Source organism: Bradyrhizobium sp. Ec3.3 (genome assembly GCF_000472925.1).
Taxonomy (GTDB): domain Bacteria; phylum Pseudomonadota; class Alphaproteobacteria; order Rhizobiales; family Xanthobacteraceae; genus Bradyrhizobium.
Window position 1 is genome coordinate 35,348 of the sequence record NZ_AXAS01000058.1, and the last position, 22,640, is coordinate 57,987.

Consider the following 22,640-nt stretch of genomic DNA (forward strand, 5'->3'; position numbering starts at 1 on the left):
TTCTCCGTTCAGGCAGGAGACAATTGCGGCACTGCATCAGTCGCGCACTGAAGCCCGCAGCGCAGGCGGGACGAGGGATCAAAGGCGACCCCGTTCATGAAGATGAATACAATCTGAACGAGCGCGCTACTGCATTTTGGTATGTTCGTGAATCTTGCCTGCCCTCTCCGCTCGGCGTAGACTTTCATCCCGTGGATATCCTTCCTGCAACATTCGGAGGATGCGACCATGCAGCGGGTGAAGCAAGCGTCGAAGAAGAAGCGCGTAGCCAAGGCCGCCGTGCCGGCGTTGGGAGCCGCCGGACTAACTTTTTCGCTCGCCGGCAGCGCATCAGCAGCGGCCGTACCAACAGGCGACATTCAGCAGAGATCGCACTTTTCACCAGGGCATGCGATCACCCTCGATGAAGAGGAAATGACTGACGTCAGCCTCGCCACCTTCCATCTCTTCGACAAGGAAGACGCTAGCAGTCGCATACAAGTCGCTTGGCGCGGATGCGGCGGTTGTCGCGGTTGCCGTGGTTGCAGAGGCTGCGGCTGCAGAGGTTGCCGATGCGGCGTCGGTTGTCGATGTGCCGGATGTGCCGTGGTAGGTTGCGCCGTAGTATCCTGCGCGGGCTGCTGTGCATCGTGGGGCCGCTGCCGCTGGTGCTAGGCGACGCGCTGTTCGATCGTGTATCGGCAAGCCTCTTGTTGGCCGGGCTCGGAAGCGACCCGGCCGCTTTCTCGTTTTGGTCGCAACGCTCGCAGTAATTGCGGTGGGCGGCTTGCCGGGGACGAGCGGGTGTGTTCCAAATCAATCGAAGATTTCCTGTGGGCGAGCAAACGGCTCGTTGCGCACTGGCGATCTGAGATGATGGACAACAAGATCCGCGTGCTGACCCGATGACAGCCAATCGCAAGAGCCGCGTTGCGAGGCAGACCCGCAAGGACATCTTGCGGTTCGCACCGAACTACACCGCCTACGCACTTCCTCCCGATGCGGTCTGCCTCTATTCCGAGGATCGCAAGTACTTCCTGCACGGCGAGCTCTATTGTGCGCTGGCCGCTGCAATCGGAAGCAACGGAAGAGCGGTTTCGGAAATCATCCGCCAGCTTTCAAGAAGCTTTCCGACGAACAAGATCGAGGAAGCGATCGGGCGGCTGGTCGAACGCCGCTATGCCACCACGGCAGCATCGCCCGCATTCACGGGCGCGGTCGCCGGCTATTGGGCGAGCCTCGGCCTGCCTCCTGAGGTCGCGGAACAGAATCTGCGCGATTGCCCCGTGCGGGTACAATCGATCGACGTCAAAGGCGCCAAGGATCTGAGCGCGGCCTTAAGCAAACTCGGCGTTCAAATGGCCAAGCGCTCGCCTGCGCTCACGATCACGCTGGTGAACGACTATCTTGACCGGCGGTTGGCTGAGATGAACCGCGAGCGCGTAGCGGGCAGGACGCCCTGGATCCTCGTGCAACCGTCCGGCGTATTTCCGCTGGTAGGCCCCTTCTTCAAACCGGGCGAGAGCGCCTGCTGGACCTGCCTGTTCGATCGCATGATACGCAATCGGGAAATCAAGGGATTTCTCGACCGCGGACTGGCGGAGCCGGTCGCCATATCGCCGCTGGTCCACGACACCGTTGGACAGACCGCTGTCCACTTTGCTGCCGTCGAGATCGCGAAAGCGATTGCCTCGGGTTTTCGCACCGACCTGCGCGATCACATTGCAAGCTTCGACCTGACTGGCGCGGTCATCGCCAAGCACTATGTCTCGCGTCGCCCGCAATGTCCAACCTGCGGCAGCAAGAGGCTGCAGAGTCCGCGCCGGGCGGCGACGTCGATCGAGATTGCCGAGGGCCGAAAGCTCATCATGACCAGCGGCGGATATCGCACCGTGACGTCTCGAGCCACCGTGGCGCGCTTCCGCAAACATGTAAGTCCGTTGACCGGCGTGGTCTCGCGGCTCGAGCGGATCGAGGCCGATCTGCCGATGAACACCAATTTTTTCGCTCACCACAATTTCTCTGCGCCGGCCTTGAGCGTCGACGAGCTGAGGTCGGGACTGAGCGGCGGCAGCTTCGGCAAGGGCTCCACAGTCGAGCAGGGCGAAGCCAGCGCGCTGATGGAGGCGATCGAGCGCTACTCAGGCATTTTCCAGGGTGACGAGATCAGGACGAAGCGCCGCTTTACCGATTTCGCTCCTGGTCAGGCCCTTCTTCCCAACGATGTTCAGCTTTTCAGCGACATGCAGTTTCAAAACAGGCATTCGCTGCAGCCGGACGATTCACACCCCGTTCCTGAGCCGCTCGATCCGTCGACCAGGACCGAGTGGTCGCCGGTCTGGTCGTTACGCGACAAGCGTTTCAAATATCTTCCGACCGGCTTGCTGTACTTCTTCTATGGCGGCTTCCACACGGATTCCAATGGATGCGCAGCCGGCAACACCCGCGAGGAAGCCATCGTGCAGGGCTTCCTCGAACTGGTCGAGCGCGATGCCTACGCTATCTGGTGGTACAACCGGCTGCAGCGTGCCGAGGTCGACCTCACTCAATTCGACGATTCCTATGTCCGGGATCTGCAAGCCCAGTTTGCCGATGCGGGACGCAGGCTTTGGGTGCTCGACATCACCAGCGATCTCGGCATTCCTTCTTACGTGGCGATCATGCACTGGATGCAGAACGGACACGAAAATATCGAGTTCGGCTCCGGCTCGCATTTCGATCGCCGCATAGCCCTGCTGCGTTCCCTGACCGAGCTGACCCAGTTCATGTCAATTGGCATGATGGGCGGCGGAAGTGGCGAGAAGCCGACGCTTGACGGTGTCACGCCGCTGCGGCTGGACGATTATCCGTTTCTTATCCCCAGCGACAATCCGATCGTCCCGCCGGCACCGAGCCTCAAGGTTCACGACAATACGAGCGACCAGGTCAATGCCTGTATCGATATAGCGACCGGCGCAGGATACGATTTCCTCGTGCTCGACCAGACGCGGCCCGACGTCGAGGTCCCCGTCGTCAGGGTGCTCGTTCCGGGCTTGCGGCATTTCTATCGCCGCTTCGCGCCCGGCCGGCTTTACGACGTTCCGGTGAAGCTTCGATTGCTGGATCGCCCGCGACTGGAAAGCGAACTTACTCCGTACCTTCCACACACCTGAAGGTTGGCATCGTTGCGCAACTTGCGGAAAAAGCCGGCCAGGAAGATCGCACCAGTCATCACCGCCCGAGTGAACGGTCGTTTTTCCCTTCACATGCAGGCAGACGGAAGCATCGCCGCCGCCTTGAGCGGCTATTCGGTCAATCTGGGACAGTTCAGCGCGGCTGCGATCGACCGTGCGGGACACCTCGCCACCGGCCTGCCGCTGGCCTCCTTTGCCGGCAAAGGAGTCGTCGCGAGGCAGGTTCATGCCCTGGTGCAGCGACTGGCGCGGCACGGACTTCTCGAATACCGCCTATCCTCTCCGCGTGACGAGCAGGACCTCGTAATCATCGAGCCGCAGGTCCCCGAGTACTGGCCGCAACGCGCAAAGCTTGGGAACGATGATACCGTCGTGCTGTCGCGCTTTGCTTATCTGCGTCGGCACGGCAACGAGATGGTCCTGGAATCGCCGCGCGCCGGCGCGCTGTTTCGGATTTGCGATCCCGCCATTGCCGCCACCATCGCTGCCCTTTCACGGCCGCAAAAGATCAGCAAGTTTCGCCGCCATGTGGCCTTCCCAAACCTCGATCTGCTCGGATTGCTGCTCGACAGCCAGCTGCTGATCAAGCTCAGTGGGAAAGACGGCGACGGCCTTCGCGTGGGTGAAGGTGACGGCGATCTTGTTCTTTGGGATTTCCACGATCTCGTGTTTCACACGCGGAGCACGGAGGGCCGGCATGCCAATCCGGTTGGCGGCACGTTCGCCTATGCGGGCGTAGTTCCACCGCTGCCGGCAGTGCGTCCGCCTTGGCCCGGCAAGAAGATCGACCTCCGCAAATTTTCCACGCCGAAGCCGATCTCGCCCTTCGCGGAGCTGTTGCGCGAACGCCATTCGATGCGGGATTTCGATGACGAGCATCCGCTCACGCTCGCCGAGCTGGCGCAGTTTCTCGAAACCACAGCCCGCGTACTGTCGGAATGGAAGGGCGGCGCGAATTTGGACGGCGGTCCCGAAGTTACTTACAGCACAAGACCCTATCCCGCAGCGGGCAGCGCCTACGAGCTGGAATTGTACCTTGCGATTTCCAACTGTGAGGGGCTTGCACGCGGATTTTACCACTACGACGCGGGCGGCCATGCCTTGGCAGCGATCGATGCCTCCCCCCAAAAGCTCCAGGCGCTCTCTGCGGCGGCCAAGTTTGCCATGGACGCGCCCGGTCCGCCGCAGGTCCTGATCACCATTGCCGCGCGCTTTGGGCGAATCTCCTGGAAATACAGTTCAATCGCATACTCGCTGATCCTGAAGGACGTCGGCGCCCTGATTCAAACCTTCTATCTCGCCGCGACTGATATGGGCCTTGGCGGCTGCGCCATTGGCACCACCAATATCGATCTGTTTGCAAAAATGACGAAGCTTGACTTTCACGTCGAGAGTCCAGTCGGCCAATTCGCGCTCGGACGGGTGAAGAAGCCGCTGGCGGCGGCTTGAGCGTTGATAGTGTCCGCCGCCCACGATCCGCGTCCTCCGAAGCGCCTCATCAATTCCCCAACGAGTCACGGGAGAATCGTAGCAGCACCGCATTTTCACACCACCAGGGTCAGAAGCTGGCCTTAGCCTAGGCGTCGTCCATGTCCGCTTTGGGCCAGAGCAGACATGACGTTGCTTAGGCCACCCCGCTTCCGGATCTTCTTTGAAGACCCGGAAAGCCACCATCCGGAATAGCGGGGCTGTCTTTACCGCAGTTGGCACGGGCTCCCCAATCTTGTAACGCCACCGAAAACCCTTGCCGGGACGGGACGCTCATGACTGCGGTGGCCACGGAGGAAACGGGAGTTGGCACCCGCGCGCTGATCTTTGCGCTGATCGCACTCGCCTGCGGACACATGCTCTCGACCTTGCTGCGCACCATCCCGGCTGTCAGCCTCGATCTGATGGCGGCGGATTTCCGCGTCAACCCGCAGGCGCTGGCCAGTCTCACCTCGGTCTATCATTTCGCCTTTGCCGCAGCGCAAATCCCGGTCGGCGCGGCGATGGATCGCTTTGGCGTGCGCCCGGTGTCGCTCAGCCTGCTCGCTGGAACCGTGGTCGGCGCGACAGCTTCCGGCTTTGCGACAGGGCCGGAAAGTTTCGCGTTCGGGCAATTGCTGCTGGGCGTTGCCACCTCCGGCATGCTGATGTGCCCGATGACGCTCGCTGCCAAGCAATTGTCGGCGGCGCGGTTCGGCCTGTGGTCGGGCGCGATCCTCTCGATCGGCAATATCGGCATGCTGCTGTCGTCGAGCCCGCTCGCCTTCGTGGTCGATCATTACGGCTGGCGCGCCGGGTTCTGGATCTCTGGGCTGGCCGGCATCCTGGTGGCGCTCGCCGTGTTCGCGCTGGTGCCGAACCAGCCGGCCGAGCACAAGGATGATTCCTCGCCCCTGTCACAGATGATCGAGGTGCTGCGGCTCGGGTTCTCACGCCCCTTGCGTGGCCTGATCGCACTCGCGCTGGTGTCGCTTGCGACCTCGCTGGTGCTGCGGGGCCTGTGGGGTGGGCCGTGGCTGATGGAGATCAAGGGCTTGTCGCGGGTCGAGGCGGGAAACCAGCTCGGCGCGTTCACGATCGCGATGATCGTCGGCCCGCTCTGCATCGGCATCGTCGATCGCAGGCTCGGTCGCCGCCGCGAGCTGGTCGCCGGCGCGCATCTCGTCGCGGCATTCCTGCTCGCGCTGATGGCGCTCGGCGCGCCGCACTACGCGGTCTCTCAGCTGCTCGGCGTTTCTGTCATGCCGCCTCAATACGACCTCGTGCTGTTCGTGCTCATCGGCCTTGCAACCTCCGCGCAGCCGCTGTTGTTCGGCATGTCACGGCAACTGGTCGACGCGCAAGTTGCGGGCAAGGCACTCGCCGCGGTGAACCTCGCCTTCTTCCTCGGCGCGGCCCTGATGCAGTCGACCACCGGCGCAGTGGCGGCGCTCGCGGGGCTGCCGGCGGTGCTGCTGTTCATGGCCGCGGCACTGCTGATCGGCACGCTGATTTTCCTGGCCTATACGTCGCCGAGCACGTCATCGCCGCGCATGAGTTGATGGGAACGCCGCGGCTTTCGCACCCGGCGGCCCGCGATCGAAACAACGCGCGCGCGGCGAAACTACGTTCCGGTCAAGCGTCGCAACGGCCGCTGTCGGTTGAATAAATCTGACGCACAACTCTTGCGAAGCGGGCTTGCATATTTTCGGCGAGACGAATTGTCGCGGGCGTTCGAAATTCTCTGCTGCATGTGAATTCGCTCACAATGAACCCCGCGGCAGCGAGCTAAAGTCGTTGACGGAAGTCGGCTTGCGAAATTTTCTGCGCAGGAGATTTCCATCACGAAGCTGTTCTGGATCGGAGCTATCGAGGTTGCCTTCGACCTGACCGTTGCAGCAGCTACGCCTGCCTCCGCCAGATAGAAGTGTTGGCTGCGCGCTCTCAATTGAAGCCAACCATGTTGCGGTCACAGGCGATTTTGAAGACGGCCCGCTAGCGATGCGGCGGCGATGATGCGCGTGCCGGCAGTTGGGTATCCGGAGATTGCGCCATGAGCACGACCTACAATGCAGCACGGTTGGACAGGCGGCTCGCTTCTGCCCGGCGCGTCGTCCGCTTTCTCGAAAAATATTGGGAGGCGTTTCAAGAGCGGCGCAAACGCGCGCGACTGCAGGCCGCCTTGTCCGATCTGGGCGACAGGGAGTTGATCGACATCGGCATTTCGCGTGGGGAGATCGACTACGTCGCCTCGAACCCAAATATCGACCCGCGCGGCGTCCGATCGATCCCGCCAATGATGGTCTGACGTCCGCAGCCTACGGCGCGCGAGATCGCCCCCGTCTTGCGTAGCTGATGGAACATCGAGCTCATCGCGCTGCTGCCTTTCGGGCTCCGGCGAATTCCTGCAACGACGGCATTGCCGGGCGGCGCCCGGCAGCCTAGCCTGCGAGGAAAAAGCCGGGATGGAAGCATGGCACGCATCGCAACGACCGAGACCGGACTCTACCGGATCCCCCTCCCCGTCATCCTTTCCGACAGCACGCATGGCGAGATCAGGGCGTTCGAGCTCATCACCTGCCGCGTGCGCGATGCCGATGGCGCGGAAGGAACGGGCTACACCTACACGGTCGGCCGCAATGGCGGCGCGATCACCGATATCCTGAAACGCGAAATCCCTGAGCTGATCGAAGGCTTTGAGGCCGACGATACCGAAGCGATCTGGCATCACGTCTGGTGGGGCCTGCATTATGGCGGACGCGGCGGCGCCGCGGTGCTCGCGCTTTCCGCGCTCGACATAGCGCTGTGGGACCTGAAGGCGCGCCGCGCGGACCGGCCGCTGTTCCGCCTGCTCGGCGGCTTCGATGCAAGCGTGCCCTGTTATGCCGGCGGCATCGACCTTGATCTTTCCGTCGAAGCGCTTCTCAAGCAGACCGACGATAATCTCGCCAAGGGCTATCGCGCCATCAAGATGAAGGTCGGCCGGCCCGATCTCAAATCCGACGTCGCGCGCGTCGCGGCGATGCGAGAACATCTCGGCGACGGCTTTCCCTTGATGGCAGATGCCAACATGAAATGAAGCGTCGAGGAGGCGATCCGCGCCGCCCGCGCATTGCAGCCGTTCGATCTGACCTGGCTGGAGGAGCCGATCATTCCCGACGACGTCGCCGGCCATGCCCGCATCCTTAAGTCCGGCGGCGTGCCGATCGCGGCCGGCGAAAATCTGCGCTCGCTGTGGGAGTTCAAGAACTACATCGCCGCGGGCGCGGTGTCCTATCCCGAACCCGACGTCACCAATTGCGGCGGCGTCACCGCCTTCATGAAGATCGCGCGGCTCGCCGAGGCGTTCAACCTGCCCGTCACCAGCCACGGTGCGCACGACATCACCGTGCACCTGCTCGCAGCCTGCCCGAACCGCTCCTATCTCGAGGCGCACGGTTTCGGGCTCGACCGCTATATCGAGCACCCGCTGGTGCTCGACCGCGGTATGGCGCTGGCGCCAGCGCGCCCCGGACACGGCATCGGCTTCGACTGGAAGGGGCTGGCACAGCTTTCGCCGTAGTGGAAAGCGTTTTGTTGCACGCGAGGCATTCCGGCGTGCGGGGATGTGCAGATGAGAGATTCGGCTATGGTGGCGGTGCCGGCACCATCCGAAAGACACCTGCCTTGACACCTGAGCTTCACCAGAAACTGACCGCGTGGCGCCAGCATCTGCATGCCCATCCCGAGCTGTCCCTGCAGGAGAAGGCGACGTCGGCCTTCGTGCAGGACAGGCTTGCCGAGCTCGGCATTCCCTTCGAAGCCGGCATCGGCGGCCACGGCATCGTCGCGACGCTGACGCGCGGATCGGCGCGAGGCCGCGTCGGCTTGCGCGCCGACATGGATGCGCTGCCGATCCGTGAGGAGACGGGGCTTGCCTACGCCTCGCGCCATCAAGGCGTCATGCATGCCTGCGGACATGACGGCCACACCGCATCCCTGCTTGGCGCGGCGGCGCTGCTCGCGGCCGATACAAGCTGGAGCGGCACGGTCGATTTCATCTTCCAGCCGGCCGAGGAGGGTTTTGGCGGCTCGCGCGCGATGGTCGCCGACGGTCTGTTCGAGCGCTTTCCGATGACGCGGATTTTCGGCTTCCACAACTGGCCGGGGCTGGACGCCGGCACCATCGCGGTCCACGACGGCGTTGTCATGGCGTCCGGCGGACGCGTCACGCTCACGATCGAGGGACACGCGGGCCACGCCGGCATGCCGCATCTGACGCGCGATCCAGTTGTTGCTGCCGGCCACCTGATCGTTGCGCTGCAATCGATCGTCGCGCGCAATGTCGACCCGCTCGACACCGCCGTGTTGTCGCTGTGCACGATCGAGGGCGGCACGGCGGCGAACCAGATCGCCGGACGCGTGGTGATCCGCGGCACGCTGCGCAATCATCGCGACGCGGTGCGCGATGTCATCGTCAAAGGCATCGAGCGGACCTGCGCCGGCATTGCCACGAGCTTTGGCGTCAAGGTCACACCCGACATCACCCTCGGTGTGGGCACGGTCGTCAATACGCCAGCGGAAGCTGGTCTTGCGCGGATCGCCGCGGAGAAGGCGCGGGCGCCGCTGCGCCACGACCTCGCCCCCAGCATGGCCGGCGAGGACTTCGCCTTCTACCTGCAACATTGCCCTGGCGCCTTCGTCTGGATCGGCAACGGGCCGTTGCGCGACGGCGCCGAGCTTCACGGCCCGCGCTATGATTTCAACGATGCGATCTTGCCGGTGGCATCAAGCTGGATGGCCGAGGTCGCCAAGACGGCGCTGGCTTCGAATTAGCGATCGATCGCTGGCCGTATCCGCTAAATGATGCCGCCTTGCCGAAGCGCTGCAATCGCAGCCTCATCGTAGCCGAGTTCGGCCAGCACGAGATCGGTATGCTCGCCGAGCGTCGGCGGGCGCGCTGCAATTTCACCCGGCGTTTCCGACAACCGGACCGCAGCGCGTGTCACCGGTGCGGGCTTCGGCAAGCCTGGATAGTCGACATCCTGCATGAATCCGGCGGCCCGGATGTGCGGATGATCCAACGCCTGTTGCGGACTCAGGACGGGACCGGTCGGAATCATCGCACGTCCCAGCGTGTCGACGGCCTCCTGCGTGGTGCGCTCGGCGCACCAGCGCGCCATCCGCTCGCTGATGACAGGGCCGTTATTGCCGCGGCTGATATCATCGGCAAAGCGCGGATCGCCGAGCCATTGCTCCTCCTCACCCATCAGCTTGGCCCAGCGTTTGAATAGCGGATGACCCGTGACCTGGCACAGCACCCAGCCGTCCTTGGTGCGGTAGATGTCGGCTGGAGCTGCGGTCTGGCCGAGATTGCCGGTCGGAACGCGATTGACTGATATCACGGCCTGCTCGATCAGCGTCGCATTGGTGAAGGACAGCGCGGTTGCAAGCAACGCGCCCTCGACGATCTGCCCGCGTCCGGATTTGCCGCGCTCGATCAGCGCGGCAAGTGTCCCGAACGCGCAATGCAGCGCGGTTCCGAAATCAACCCAGTTCACCGCGGCCCGGTACGGCGGATCGCCGGTGCCCGTCATGTACACCGAACCCGACATGACCTGGCCGACACCGTCGAAGCCGACGCGGTCGGACCAGGGTCCCGGCCCGCCGAACGCAGTTGCTGTCGTCAGGATGATGTCGGGCTTGATCGCCTTCAACGAGTCATAGTCGAGCTTCATCGCGCGCAGAGTCTGTGGAGGCAGGTTGGCGACGACCACGTCCGCGCTCGCAACCAGGCGGCGCATCACCTCCTGCCCTTCCGGCTTCATCGGATCGAGCGTGATGCATTTCTTGTTGCGGTTGACCTGCAGAAACAGCGCGCCTTCACCGCCTTCGCCGACCGGAGCCACGAAGCGATCCTCGCTGCCGTCGCGCTTTTCCACACGGATGACCTCGGCGCCGAATTCGGCCAGCAGCGTTGCGCAATACGGCCCCGCGATATAGCGCCCGAAATCGAGAACGCGCACGCCCTCCAGAACTCTCCCCATCGATGCCTTCCCGTGTCGTCTTTTGCCCTATGTTTTTGCCAGATTACAGGGACTGGCTGCCGCGGCAAGGTGGCAACGGGCGTCGTGCTTTGCCCGCAGATGTGATCGGCTGACGGTTTCGGCTGACGGAAATTCTGTTCTAGTATGGTCAGTCCGTCATCGTACCCAGAGCCGCATCCATGCCTCAACAATTTGATCGATCCACTGAAGATCTCGGCAACGCGATCCATCTCGAGCACGTCAACGTCCAGGTCCCGGATCAGCGCCTCGCCACCTTGTTTTATGTCGCGGGGCTCGGGCTCACCCGCGATCCGTATCTGATGGTGTCCGACACCAACATGTGGATCAATGCCGGTCAGAGCCAGTTTCACCTGCCGAGCGGCAAGCCGCAGGTACTGCGCGGTCATATCGGGCTGGTCATCGCGGGCCGTGAAGCGCTGCTACAGCGCTTGTCATCGGTCGCCAAAAAGCTCGAGGGCACGGCGTTCGCGTTCACCGAGCACAATGATTATGTCGAGGCGACCTGTCCGTGGGGCAATCGCCTGCGCTGCCATGAACCGGACGCCGCGCGCTTCGGGCGCATCGCACTCGGCATTCCCTATGTCGAATTCGAGGTGCCGGCAGGATCTGGGCCTGGAATTTGCGCCTTCTATCCCGAGATCATGGGCATGCCCGCCGAGCTCAGGAACGGCGACGGCCAGGTCGCCGCCGTGAAGACGGGCCGCGGCCAGCATCTATTGTTCCGCGAGACCGATCGGCCCCAGCCGGACTATGACGGCCACCATGTGCAGATGTACATCACCGATTTCTCCGGCCCCTACCGTAGGCTATCGGCACGCAATCTGATCTCCCGCGAGGACAATCAATACCAGTATCGGTTTTGCGACATCGTCGATCTCGACAGCGGCAAGCATCTCTTCACGGTCGAGCACGAGGTGCGCAGCGCGACCCACCCGATGTTCATGCGGCCGATGGTCAATCGCAATCCGGCGCTGACCAACCGCAACTACGCGTTCGGCCACGATCAATCGCTCTGGACGATGGGACCGGACCAATACGAGGGTTAGGGCGCAACAGGCATTGCGCCTGGCAATGGCCGGCTCGTGCGCCGTTCCCTCGATTGCATCATCAGAAGGATGATGTCCGCGCGTGGAGGCTACCCGTAAATTTCCCAAGTGTTCGCCACTGGGCTCACTGGTTAACTGGTGCCGGTCGAGCGCAGCGCCATGAAAACACCGAAGCCAAAGCAATGGACCGAGCAGGAAGTCCGACGATTGGTCAGGCTCGCCCGGCAGGGAGTTGGCGCATCGAAGATTGCCGCCGAACTGGGCCGTCACGCCGGCTCGGTGAGGCGGATGGCGCGGACGGTGGGAATACTGTTGAAGAAGTAGCCGTCGTCGCCACGCGCCAAAGGTCTGGATGGCCGCGCCGCAACTTTGCGGTCGTCCGTCTAAGCCATTCGACACCCGAACGACATCCGATCTGTTGCAGCGCAATGCGCGGCGTCGGCCACGACTAACCCTTTATATCCATCGCTTTCTCACTCCAAAGGCTCAAAGTTCTCGACATCAAGCGAAGCCAAAATTTCCTGGCGGAGACCCCATGAGTCGCTCACCCTCTATCGTGCCGCACGCGCCGGTCAACCATGACGTCTATCTTGTGCTTGAAGACTTCGGCGGCCGGCTCGGGTGTGCCTGGTGTGAGACTGCCGAAGAGGACGCAAATCGCACCACGCTGATGCGGCACCTGGTCGAGGGCCAATACGAACATCCCGTCCGCATCGTTGCCTTCAATCCGATGGAGGGATGGTCGCGCGATGTGACTGCCGACATCGCTGATGAGATTCGCCGGCGATTCGTCGAACTCGACGACGTGGCGCCATCTCTGCTTGAGTTTCTCGACAGAGCAGCCGGCCACTGATTCCCACCTTCACGAGCTCGTCAAACAAGACTCCTGCTTGGGGACTTCCTCAAGAGCGATGGCACGCTATATTACCCCGATTGCAATATCATTTTCTTGTACGGGGACGACGATGTTGGACGATGAATTTAACAAGCAGCGTGCGAAGATATTGCGAGATCTCGCCGAGCGAGCTGATCCCTTTATCAAAAGGCGTCTTCTGAAGTTGGTGGAGCGCTACGAACCCAAGCGACGGGCCGCGCCAATTGACCAACAATTTCAAGGCAGGCTTCAGCGGGACATCGAAAATCGCGACATCACCTCTGACTGATTCTTGAGTCCATCTCTTTGAGGCCGGTCAAAAAAGAACTGGCGTTCGAGAGCGAGAGGGTAGAAACTCTCCTCAACCAGCATCACGTCAGCCGTAAATTGGAAAATCGCGATTTCGCCAACGCGGGAGCAGCGTCATGCGATACGCTTTTGGGCAGACAGTTTCTCTTCAGGATCAGCTCTCGAAAGTCGCGCAAGAGAGCCGTGAGCAGGCGAAGACGATGCCTGCCGGCAAGGAGAGAGAAGAGCTTCAGAGGAAGGCTAGCCAAGCCGACACGGCCGCCCACATCGATGAGTGGATCAATTCTCCCGGGCTCCGGCGCCCAACATAGTCAGATCAGATCCTACCAAGTCAGGTTGCCGCTGGCGTCTGTAAGCCCCCGCCATGACCGCGGCCTTTCGCGCGATTAGGGCCGTGAGCTCGTTGGGGCGCCGCCCCCGCTCCACTCGGAAAGCCAAAACCAACCCACCGTGAGGGCCTGATCAAAAGGGCCAACTAAAGCATTTCCCTGCGAACAGGGAAATTTACAGGGAAAACACCCCGTCGCAGGACGCCTACGCAAAAGAAGATTGGCGAGAAGTACCTGAGAATCCCTAGAAATCCTAGCGTCGCGGCGTGCCGCGTCCAAATCGGAACAGGGACTTTTTTCGCTAGCGAACAGGGAATCTATCTCCCGCGAGCACGGAAAATCAGGAAAATCGCATACCTCCAATTCTCGCAAATAACCCCGGCGAGTCCCGCACGGGTAAGCTGAGCGGTCTCGGACAGTAGCGCGGTGGAGGATCGTAACAGCAACATCGAGTTTCGTGCAGAGCTGGGACACCACAATGATGACCGGCGAACACAACGACTATGTGTACCACCTGCGCGTCGAAACAAAATGGGGCGGGACCGAAATGGTCCGACTATGCGGGCGCCCTCGCCGTGTTCTACCAGCGCGGTTTTCGAACGAACATAAGCGGAAACGATCAATTCAATTGTCGGTGGCATTCGGTGGGTCCTCAAAATAAAGCAGCCAGGTTAACCCGCTTGGCTAACAGGCAAAACCCGCCGGCATTGTCGCCGACGGGCTTTTCATGTCCGGCCACGGGTAAGAAGGGGTAGGCTGAGGACTCCTCCCGCGACCGTTTGAGGATGCTCCCCAATCATTGATGAACCATTGCCGAGATCCCGTTTTCGCGGCACCTTTAACGACGATTGCCTGCTCGAGCCGCGCTGGATGAATGACCGGCGCGACCTTGGCGAGGTGCGGCGCGATCTGGCCAAATGGCGCGGCAAGTACCCCAAGCTCACCTGACCTACTTCCGCCTGCCGCTGGCGCACCGCAAACACATGAAGTCGACCAACATGTTGGAGCGCCTCAATGAGGAGATCAGACGGCCGACCTATGTGGTGCGCATTCCCCAGTGCTGAGAGCTGCTTAAGGCTCGTCCGTGCGTTGACGGTCGAGCGCCACAAGGCCTGGCTCGAGGACCACCGCTATCTCGACATGGATATGTTGAAAGAGCACAAGGAGGCGCTACGCCGGGCGGCCTGACCGATGCTCAGGCCCACCAGTGGGATGGGCGCCACCCCTCTCCGCCGCCGCCGCTCGCCAACGCTTGCGCGCTGGGATGAGCGAGCGACGGCGGCTCCGAGGGGATGGCTCGGCCGGACCCTATGATTAATTTTGCTGAACTTGACGCACATAACTCCAGTACAACCGCATGACCAGGTAGATCGGGCCGTTCGGAGCGGGGAGCCAGTTGCCTTCATTCTCTTGGGACTAAACACCTAGTCGCTTACTCTTTCATGTGATGCAAAGCCCCATTTCCCCATCGATCGTGAGAGTACGGAACCTTAGAAATAATCGTGCGTCAAACAGATTTCGGATTTATGTAATTTGTCAACACTCAATGTTGATTGTCGGTATTAGATCGCCATAGACGTCTGAAATGGAGGCATGTGCTACAAGTGCTAACTCGTAAATTCCGCCGATAGGGCGCGGAGGGTGAATTAGGGATACACCTAGGCTCGGTTGGCGCGACACAAAACGAGGAGGCTGAAATGCGGAGGATGATGTTCTCACTTCTGGCGGCCACCTTGTTGGCGGGCGCACCGGTGGGCTTCGCATATGCCCAAGGCGTTGGCGGCATGGGCGGAGGCTCGGACAGCATCAATCCGGGAGCCGGAGCCGGTGGCCCACCTAGGGCCGGAGTTACCGCGCAACGGAGGCTTTCCATCCAGCAGAGCGGTCCAAGTCAAGTGCCAAATAGCTGGTGGAGTAATGACGCCGCACGGCGCCAGCCGCCCCAGAGTTGGTGGAATAGTAACGGCTATCAGCCGCCGAAGAGCGCATGGAGCGACCAGTGACACTGCGCGTGGTTTTGCGCAGCAAGCTACTGCGCCCCCAGAAAACCACGTTCGGCGACATGCGCAGCTCCGGCTGCACGGCGTCCTAGTCTATCGCATCCAACTTAGCGGCGTCCTGGTCTCTTGCGGAAAGACCACCATTGCAGCCATTCCGTGACCCTCAGCGCCGTCCGATGGCGTCCGGTTGTCTGATATTTGAGCCGCGCGTTGTTTGCACCATCTTGACCATTTGCGGTACCGACGTGCGGCCGCACTTCAGTTGGATAGGTCGTCCTATGCCGCCATGAATTCTACGGTTCCAAGCGAGGAGTTCGGCGCTGGCATCAAGATAGCGGTCGCGCGCGGCTGGCTCGAGCTGCACAAGAGCGGGACCTCGGCTCCTAAACCCGACTATGGGGCTTTGAAGACGGCCCCGGCCAGGGGTTAGGGGGCTGAGTGGGGCCGGGGCCGTTGGAGGTGCTTGGCCTTGGGTCAGCCAAACCAACTGACCGAAGCCGACTCGGGCTGGCTGATCTGTTCGCTTCCGTACACTTGCGGTACCAGATGACGCGGCCTTCAGCCGCAGACGTTCATCTTTTTCTGGCGCCGACTGTATAGGTGGCCGATCCCGACGTGTGCCACGGTACCCCCATGGGGAATGACCGGTTATTTCAGTCGATGGTAATTGCTGCCGGCGCGCTATCCGTAGCGGCCTTCTCGGCCCTGCTGCTGATCTTCTATTGATCTAACTCAACTCGGCCAAGCTATCCGGCGTGGCCGCTGTGGATGATCAGAAATCCAAAGCAGGCACCGCCATGACACGTGATCGACACTGGATGCTTTGGCGTGGGCACTAGCCGCGATAGGTTTGCTGACCATCGTCTCTCTCCTTTGAATGGAGACTCGCCAACGTGAATCGCTACCGGTTGCCTTTCGTCTCTCAAGCATCGCCATCTCACCGGTCGCGCTATCTCAAATCTGTGGCACGACCATTGCTACTTCAAAGCCAACTGGGATTTCGGGCTCTAATCGACGATCCGGTTAATGATCGATCCCCAGAAGAATCAGATGTTCTCCTTCGGACTGAAGAAGTAGAGCTATAGATTAGCCAAGGATACTCTTGTAGAGGTCCGCCACGCGCCGTTGATAAGCTTCCGCAGAAAATTTCTTCGATTGATTTCGTCCCCGACGAGACAGTTCTGCTCTAAGCGCCTCATCGGCGTCGACATCCTCAATCGCTTTTTGAAGCGCATCCGTATCCAGTGGATCAACAAGAATTCCGGCATCCCCCGTCACTTCGCGCAATGAACCGGCAGTCGAGGTAATAACCGGCGTTCCCAGAGTCATGGCTTCAAGCACCGGCAGGCCAAACCCTTCGTAGAGGGAGGGGAACAACAGCGCACGAGCTCCGCGCATCAACACGATCAGATGAGCATACGGAAGATAATTCAGGTGCCTTACCTTTCTGTGCCGCGAGATAGTGTTGTTGGACATTGTCCAATTGGTAAATCGATCATCGTTGATTCTATCAAGATCGGCCTGATACTCCCAGCCGAGCGGCCCAGCGATCACTAGCGGATGCTTGCTGCCGCTAGCCGCATACGCATTGATCAGTCGAGATACATTCTTCTTGGGCTCCAAAGCTCCACAAAACAGGAAATACTCCTGGAACTCCAGGCCGAAGAGATTTCGTACGCGCAGAGCAACTTCATCGTCAGTTATCGCCAGAAGGTTGTCAGGGATAGAGATCGCCTGAAAGGTGTTGGTAATTCTCTTCTCTTCGATGCCGGCCAGAGCGATGATGTCGGCCTTCGACTTTTCCGATACGGTTACAATGTGGTCTGCCTTCTTGCAGAGATGCCTTACAGCCGAAAGAAAGAAACGTTTGTCATCGAGCGTTGTATAAGGCAGCAAAATCGGCACGAGGTCGTGGATCGTATAGACGTTCGCCGCGCCGACCACCCTCAACGGTACCATCTGGGTCGCATGGAACAAATTCGGCACGCGCCCGGGAATACTTAACCGGGCTGCCACTCCGTACCTGTTGAAGTGGAAGCGGGAAAACTCCATGAACATGCGGCCGACATAGGCGTGATCGAACATCCTAGTCGCCGCCAGGCCGGCTGCGCCGGAATCGACAATCATGCCAGAGCGCATCAACTGCTGAGCGCGGATACCGAGGGGTAGCCCAATTCCGCGCCGCCAGTTGCTCTCTACGCGCGTGACGAACTTTGAGGGCCTTGAATTGCGAAGGTCGTGAAACCTGACTTCGTCCACAATCGCTTCCTTTTGCTGCAAGGAAGCATAAGAGTGAAGTAGGCCGTCGACCGAATACCCGTTAGCTCTTACCGCTCGCAATAAATTGGCGATGTACGTCGCAATGCCGGTTCCACCATGCAGGCCAAGATTGTAGGCCTCAATCAGCACGCTAGGGTTGCTCAACGTTTCACCTTCTGCAAGCTTGGAATTCTGAATTATCGAGCAAAGTCCCATAGCCCAGTTTTTAGAAAGATGGGTTCGGAACGTTCACATCCGCGCAATGTGAACGTGGAATTAGACTCGCCCTCGTGTCCCAGATCGTCTCCACACTGGCCGCTGGTGGTTGCGCAACAAAGGCAGCACCCGATTGCTGACTTGCCACCCTCATTGGGTGGGCTGCCTTCCGACTCTCCGCCACGACGTGGAAGGCCCGCCTACGAAGCCTAGTGAGCGGAGCGGGCACAAGAGGCTGCGAGGCCAAAAGTCAGGTAGCACCAAGGCCTGCCGCGGCAAAGCTCCGTCAGTCCCATTACCGGTTTAGAGCTTGTTCTGCGCCAATCGTGTCGTTAGGCAGATCGCTTTTCAGTTTTCAGCAGTTCGACCACCTTGCCCGCCACAAACGGAACCGGCTCGGCAGACCGCAGCATCGCGGCGTCGCGCAGGATGACGCGAAACAGTCCGAGGCATGCGACACAGCAGGCCAGGCCTGTTGCAATGTCGAGGACGGGGACGTCGGTGAAATACGGGCCGAGATGCGAGGTCGTCTGGTTGACAAAGGCCTCAAGACCAAGGGCGTGCACCATGAGCACCCAAAGGGCAACCATGATGCGGAATTCGGTTGCTCCAAACCCGCAGAAGTCCAGGCGATGAACTCCGTCGGCGGCGACCTTGATATACACGTAGCCACAAAAAAGCAGGTAGGTCAGAAGGGCAAAGCAGGCGGAGTCAAACGGCATGTAAGGCGAGACGCCAAGCCCGACCAGGATGAAGGTCGTCGCCACTAGGTCGATAGAATGATCCAGCAGGAACCCGTAGCGAGGGCGCTCGGTCGAACGAAACCTTGCCAGCGAGCCGTCAAAGGAATCGCCAAACCAGTTCAGGAGCAGGCCAAGAACCGCCAGCGGGAGAAAGGCCGCCGACAGCGAGCTCGCAGCGAGAGAGAACCCGGTCACGATCGCGCCGGCGAAGCCAAGGTAAGTCAGATGATCGGGTGAAACCTTGCTCGGGATCAGCGGTAGAATAGCACTAATCGCGGATTGCTCAGCCACCGCTAGGTAGCTTCGATTCTGTCGCCAAGTTCGCATTCCCCCTCCAAGCTTCCAAAGTAGCTCCAACTACGGCGTGTGCTCAAAATTCCGCGATGTCGAGTAGCCCCCCGACAGCGGCGCAGAAGCGGACATTGCGCAAGATCCGCTGAATATGCGATACCGAGATTGCCGCCTTGCGATTGTGATCACCGCCTGAAGAAAGCTTGAATCGCGATCTGCTAGTAACATCGGATCCTGACGACGGTCTTGTAGTAAAGCGTCCATTTTGGACACTCATCTCGTCGCGCTGTCGTCGCCGGTTATTGGCTGACTATTCGATTTGCGTTGGCGAAAAATCAAAAGAAGATCACGACCGGACAACTGGCGATCAAATAGCTGGATGCACCAGAGCAGTAACTCGGATAAAGCACTCATCGTAGGCGCTGCGTAGGCACACCGCAGCCTGCCGCTTGAAGCCCAAGCCGGGCACGGTCAGTCTTACGGATGCCAATCAAAAGGAGGGGCCCATGCATGGGACGTACCCGATTATGCACCGTTCGGAGCGGCTGGCATTGGCGAAGGCGTACATTGCGCTCACCCGCGTGATGGTCGATTCTGTGTTCGGCAAGAAGCCTGCTGAGCACTCATTGCTGTTGATCGGCTCTGCAATCATGGTGGGCCATGCAGAAAACAGACCTATGAATGCAACGAAGATCTCGCATTACGTCGGCCTGCCGCGCTCGACGGTAATTCGCAAGCTCAACGAGTTCTCGAGGACCGGCGTGGTCACGCGTCACGGCAACGTCTATCTGATGTCGGAAGAACGCGCCCACAATCAGACAAAGTACGTCACCGAAGCGATGCGCATTTTCTGGACTGCGGAGAAAAGTTTGAAAGCCTCCAAACTCGGCACTTAGGAACATATCCTTGAAGGCCCCTTCGTCGAGGCCAACGGTCAAGGCTAATTGCCCTTCACCGCGATCAGCCCGAAGCAGGTCGAGGCAAATCCATCGATGCTGATCTTCAAATGCGCGGCCGACGGAGCCCACTCCGCCTTTACCGGATCGGGAAAATCGTGCGCGAAGGGTGGAACGTCGATGAACTTGTCCAGTGGCTTGTCGCCAACCCTGAAGTCTAGCGGCGCGACGGAATGACCGGCTTCGACAAGGTCGCGGGCAAGATCGCTGAAATGCCGCCTCTGAAATAGGACGGTCGGCCAGTTGTCGATCGTGCGCTTGTCGTCGAGAAAATTGAACTCGGTGGTGTGGATCGCAACGCCTCCAGGACGCAGCGGGCCAAGCGAGTTGCGGATAAACGCCAGGCCCTTCTCGATCGACCCCAGATGCTCAAGCGCGCAGATCGACCAGCAGAAGTCGAAGTCCTGCAAGTCATTCGGGATGGCATTCATGTCGACGTAACGCAACCGGACATTGCGATCGAAGGTTTCCCGGTCGACGAGGTGTGGCATGAATAGGGCATCGATCGTGGTGCTGTGCTGGCCCGACTCCAGCCAACCGCTCGATTGGGCTTGCTGAGGCCCGACATCGGTAACTGTGAGATCAAGGCCGCGCGCTGCGAGGTAGCTCGGTATGGGCTCCTGTCCGCAGCCAAATCCCAGGCCGCGCTTGCCCGGCGCTAGGACGCCTTTCTCCCACAAGCCCTGAAGAAGGTAGGCAAACTCCCAGAGCTTACGGTGAAAGATTCTCGGAATTTTGAGTTGCGCAAGCCAATACGCCGCCCAGTCGCTTTCAAGGTCGGCCTGCGTCGAGGGCTTGGAGCTCAAGCCTACGCGGAATGGTTCCGTCGCTTTGAGCGCTGGCAGATCCGACGCAAGCTTGCGAGCGAGCTCATAGCCGAAGAACTTCACAGTTAGCGCTAGATTGTTGAGATCCCGCATCCGCCCGGTCAACGCGTTCAAATTTGGCTGGGAATCCGGGCCAAGCAGCTCCAGTAGGCCGCTCAGTTGGTGATCGAGCTCGGGATCAGTTCGCTTCATTGACGTCGTGATGGATCGCAATTACGCCCTTATCGGCTTCGACCGTGCCATGGTAGCCATGGTGCTGTCGAGAGCAGGCAACCACGATTGATGCCGAGACAATCTCCAGGCGCCGCCCTGGACTGGGATCTCTACTGGCGACCATGGATACAACATCCCCGCGGCCAACGATCTACGATTTCACCCGGCTCGCGACGCGCTTCCTGAACGATACGCCAAACGGGATCGACCGTGTCGATCTCAGACTCGCCAGGCATTTCGCCTTTCAGCGCTCGCAGGACACACAAGCCCTGCTCTGGACGATCGCGGGTGGTCCCCGCCTGTTTCCCGCCTCGCTCGCGCAGGAGCTCGTTCTGGACATCGAGGAGCATTGGCGGGAGCCAGGCGCGGCCGGCAGGGATGGGCCTTTTGAGGATCTATTATACGAAGAGATCGTTCATCGGCTGACCAACCCCGGTTCCGGTCGTGGTCCCATCACAAAGGCTGTGGCACGCCCGCGGCGGCGCTTCATTGGAGCGCTTCGGAAGTACGGGCTGAGGCTCGGCACGTCGCCCCTGCGCGCCGCTCCCTTGGGAGCGGCCTATTTGAACGCGACCCACTTTCCGCTCGAATATCATGCGCACCTACGATGGCTGCAGCGCCGGCGCGACATCGTGCCCGCCTTCTTCATTCATGACCTCTTTCCAATCGTCGCGCCCCAGTACTTCTGGCCCGCGGAACCGGATCGGCATGCGCGTCGGCTGAAGCGCATCAGGCAGCTCTGCGGCCGCATCATCGTCGCGTCATCCTTCGTGGCCGGGCAGGTCAGGCAATACTATGAGCGGGACGGCCATTCCGCCTCGATTCTCGTCGCTCCCCTGCCGGTATCGGATGCATTCCTGGCCCCGCGCCGTACGGATCCACGCCTTGCCGGCAGGCCATATTTTGTCGTTTGCGGTACCATCGAGCCCCGCAAGAATCACATCTTTCTACTCCGGCTCTGGTGCGAACTGGCCGAGACTTCCGACGATGTCCCCGCGCTCGTCATCGTGGGAAAGCGCGGATGGAACGCGGAAGCGGCGATTGACATGCTGGAGCGTTCATCTGCGATTTCGAGGCATGTGATCGAGGTGTCGGGCTTGACGACATCAGGGCTCAGGCGGTTGATGGATGGCGCAGCCGCACTGCTTGCGCCGTCGATTTCGGAGGGCTTTGGACTGCCTGTGGTGGAAGCGCTTTCCGCTGGCCTGCCCGTTATTGCGGCCAGAAACCCCAGTTTTGCCGAACTGTCGACCGAAGAATCGGCAAGTAAGGGCTTGTCTCTGCTCGATACACTCGACGGGCCGGAATGGCTGAACGCGATCAAAGCACATGCTGCACGGCCCGGTTTTTGCGGACCAAGCCCTCCCCGAGGAAGCAGCTTCGAAAACGCGATTGAGCGTTTTCTAGCGGCAAGCTAGCCAGGGCGTGAACTCATTACGCGATTTGCGCTTAGCCCGCGACAGCGGCGCAGAGGCGGACATTGCGCGAGGTCCGCTGCGGGCAATATACGTACCGACAGATTGTGATCACCGAAGAAAGCTTGGATCGCGATCTGCTAGTAACATCGGATCCTGACGACGGTCTTTTCGTAAAGCGTCCATTTTGGACACTCATCTCGTTGCGTTGTCGCCAAGCGATGCGCATTTGAAATCTCGGCCGGCCGAAAGCCGCCCCGTGGTCGTGGTAGGGACGAGGATTGCTCCTCGCCCCCCACCCAGATCCCGGCGAGCGCTGCTAACGCACCGGGCTCCTCCCTCGGGTTTTGGCGTCGAAGCGGTGACAGGGCAGCGGGTGTAGTGTCTTGATTGGCGGAAAGAAGCGATCGACGAGGCGGATGAAGCGCTCCCAGGACAGATCAGCCTTCTGACTCCGACGCCGAAGCGTCGTAAGCCAGAGCCTTCGCACCTGATT

15 protein-coding genes and 2 pseudogenes are annotated in these 22,640 nt (G+C 60.6%); 13 read left to right on the top strand and 4 right to left on the bottom strand.

All coding sequences use genetic code 11. The annotated features are described in order from the left end of the window. The first annotated feature begins 884 nt into the window (after positions 1-884). The 6 genes and pseudogenes from YUU_RS0136945 (at position 885) to YUU_RS0136970 (ending at position 9,434) form a co-directional block, all read left to right on the top strand. Positions 885-3,131 carry a TOMM precursor leader peptide-binding protein gene (locus YUU_RS0136945; protein ID WP_027526837.1) on the top strand — a complete coding sequence of 749 codons (2,247 nt, stop codon included), beginning with the start codon at positions 885-887 and terminating at the stop codon, positions 3,129-3,131. Between the two features lie 93 nt (positions 3,132-3,224). Continuing rightward, positions 3,225-4,601: a SagB family peptide dehydrogenase gene (locus tag YUU_RS0136950; protein ID WP_027526838.1), complete on the top strand. Its 1,377-nt coding sequence runs from the start codon at positions 3,225-3,227 to the stop codon at positions 4,599-4,601. A gap of 314 nt (positions 4,602-4,915) precedes the next feature. Further along, the gene (locus tag YUU_RS0136955; protein ID WP_027526839.1) at positions 4,916-6,181 is read left to right on the top strand and encodes an MFS transporter; all 1,266 of its coding nucleotides are present in this window, start codon (positions 4,916-4,918) and stop codon (positions 6,179-6,181) included. 491 nt (positions 6,182-6,672) lie between these two features. After that, positions 6,673-6,927, top strand: a complete 255-nt coding sequence (locus YUU_RS0136960; RefSeq protein ID WP_027526840.1) for a DUF1127 domain-containing protein — start codon at positions 6,673-6,675, stop codon at positions 6,925-6,927. A 165-nt stretch (positions 6,928-7,092) separates the two neighbouring features. Further along, positions 7,093-8,181 (top strand): annotated as a pseudogene (locus YUU_RS52950) (mandelate racemase/muconate lactonizing enzyme family protein). 104 nt (positions 8,182-8,285) lie between these two features. Further along, positions 8,286-9,434 (top strand): amidohydrolase, encoded by a 1,149-nt coding sequence (locus YUU_RS0136970; RefSeq protein ID WP_027526841.1) that lies wholly within the window; start codon positions 8,286-8,288, stop codon positions 9,432-9,434. A gap of 23 nt (positions 9,435-9,457) precedes the next feature. Here YUU_RS0136970 and YUU_RS0136975 read toward each other — a convergent pair whose 3' ends face one another. Next, positions 9,458-10,645 (bottom strand): CaiB/BaiF CoA-transferase family protein, encoded by a 1,188-nt coding sequence (locus YUU_RS0136975; RefSeq protein ID WP_027526842.1) that lies wholly within the window; start codon positions 10,643-10,645, stop codon positions 9,458-9,460. Between the two features lie 179 nt (positions 10,646-10,824). Here YUU_RS0136975 and YUU_RS0136980 point away from each other — a divergent pair, with 179 nt between their 5' ends. The 5 genes and pseudogenes from YUU_RS0136980 to YUU_RS57165 form a co-directional block, all read left to right on the top strand. Further along, on the top strand, positions 10,825-11,712 hold the full coding sequence (locus YUU_RS0136980) for a VOC family protein (RefSeq protein WP_027526843.1): 888 nt from the start codon (positions 10,825-10,827) through the stop codon (positions 11,710-11,712). Between the two features lie 159 nt (positions 11,713-11,871). Beyond that, a complete protein-coding gene (locus tag YUU_RS60515; RefSeq protein ID WP_198031891.1) occupies positions 11,872-12,036 on the top strand; it encodes a helix-turn-helix domain-containing protein in 165 nt (54 codons plus the stop codon). A gap of 211 nt (positions 12,037-12,247) precedes the next feature. Continuing rightward, positions 12,248-12,565, top strand: a complete 318-nt coding sequence (locus YUU_RS0136990) for a hypothetical protein (RefSeq protein WP_027526845.1) — start codon at positions 12,248-12,250, stop codon at positions 12,563-12,565. A gap of 112 nt (positions 12,566-12,677) precedes the next feature. Next, the gene (locus YUU_RS52955) at positions 12,678-12,875 is read left to right on the top strand and encodes a hypothetical protein (RefSeq protein WP_035664398.1); all 198 of its coding nucleotides are present in this window, start codon (positions 12,678-12,680) and stop codon (positions 12,873-12,875) included. Positions 12,876-14,067: 1,192 nt separating this feature from the next. Further along, positions 14,068-14,412 (top strand): annotated as a pseudogene (locus YUU_RS57165) (transposase); the annotation flags it as partial. A gap of 1,898 nt (positions 14,413-16,310) precedes the next feature. On the opposite strand, the gene YUU_RS0137025 reads toward YUU_RS57165, so the two are convergent. Further along, positions 16,311-17,648: a glycosyltransferase family 1 protein gene (locus YUU_RS0137025; protein ID WP_198031892.1), complete on the bottom strand. Its 1,338-nt coding sequence runs from the start codon at positions 17,646-17,648 to the stop codon at positions 16,311-16,313. Between the two features lie 383 nt (positions 17,649-18,031). Next, complete coding sequence (locus YUU_RS52960; RefSeq protein WP_051390086.1) at positions 18,032-18,733, bottom strand: CDP-alcohol phosphatidyltransferase family protein; 702 nt, start codon at positions 18,731-18,733, stop codon at positions 18,032-18,034. Positions 18,734-19,239: 506 nt separating this feature from the next. Here YUU_RS52960 and YUU_RS0137035 point away from each other — a divergent pair. Continuing rightward, positions 19,240-19,629, top strand: coding sequence for a helix-turn-helix domain-containing protein (locus tag YUU_RS0137035; protein ID WP_156944716.1), 390 nt, complete (start codon positions 19,240-19,242; stop codon positions 19,627-19,629). 44 nt (positions 19,630-19,673) lie between these two features. On the opposite strand, the gene YUU_RS0137040 is transcribed toward YUU_RS0137035, so the two are convergent. After that, a complete protein-coding gene (locus YUU_RS0137040) occupies positions 19,674-20,708 on the bottom strand; it encodes a hypothetical protein (protein ID WP_027526849.1) in 1,035 nt (344 codons plus the stop codon). Positions 20,709-21,361: 653 nt separating this feature from the next. On the opposite strand from YUU_RS0137040, the gene YUU_RS60520 reads away from it, so the two are divergent. Continuing rightward, entirely contained in the window at positions 21,362-22,147 is a 786-nt protein-coding gene (locus tag YUU_RS60520) for a glycosyltransferase (protein ID WP_198031893.1), read from the top strand. Positions 22,148-22,640: the final 493 nt, after the last annotated feature.

Coding starts and splice junctions, on each gene's coding strand:
- YUU_RS0137040 (WP_027526849.1), bottom strand. CDS start 20,708: ATGAAGCGAACTGATCCCGAGCTCGATCACCAACTGAGCGGCCTACTG.
- YUU_RS0136980 (WP_027526843.1), top strand. CDS start 10,825: ATGCCTCAACAATTTGATCGATCCACTGAAGATCTCGGCAACGCGATC.
- YUU_RS0136990 (WP_027526845.1), top strand. CDS start 12,248: ATGAGTCGCTCACCCTCTATCGTGCCGCACGCGCCGGTCAACCATGAC.
- YUU_RS0136945 (WP_027526837.1), top strand. CDS start 885: ATGACAGCCAATCGCAAGAGCCGCGTTGCGAGGCAGACCCGCAAGGAC.
- YUU_RS0137035 (WP_156944716.1), top strand. CDS start 19,240: ATGCATGGGACGTACCCGATTATGCACCGTTCGGAGCGGCTGGCATTG.
- YUU_RS0136950 (WP_027526838.1), top strand. CDS start 3,225: ATGCAGGCAGACGGAAGCATCGCCGCCGCCTTGAGCGGCTATTCGGTC.
- YUU_RS0136975 (WP_027526842.1), bottom strand. CDS start 10,645: ATGGGGAGAGTTCTGGAGGGCGTGCGCGTTCTCGATTTCGGGCGCTAT.
- YUU_RS60515 (WP_198031891.1), top strand. CDS start 11,872: ATGAAAACACCGAAGCCAAAGCAATGGACCGAGCAGGAAGTCCGACGA.
- YUU_RS0136955 (WP_027526839.1), top strand. CDS start 4,916: ATGACTGCGGTGGCCACGGAGGAAACGGGAGTTGGCACCCGCGCGCTG.
- YUU_RS0136960 (WP_027526840.1), top strand. CDS start 6,673: ATGAGCACGACCTACAATGCAGCACGGTTGGACAGGCGGCTCGCTTCT.
- YUU_RS52955 (WP_035664398.1), top strand. CDS start 12,678: ATGTTGGACGATGAATTTAACAAGCAGCGTGCGAAGATATTGCGAGAT.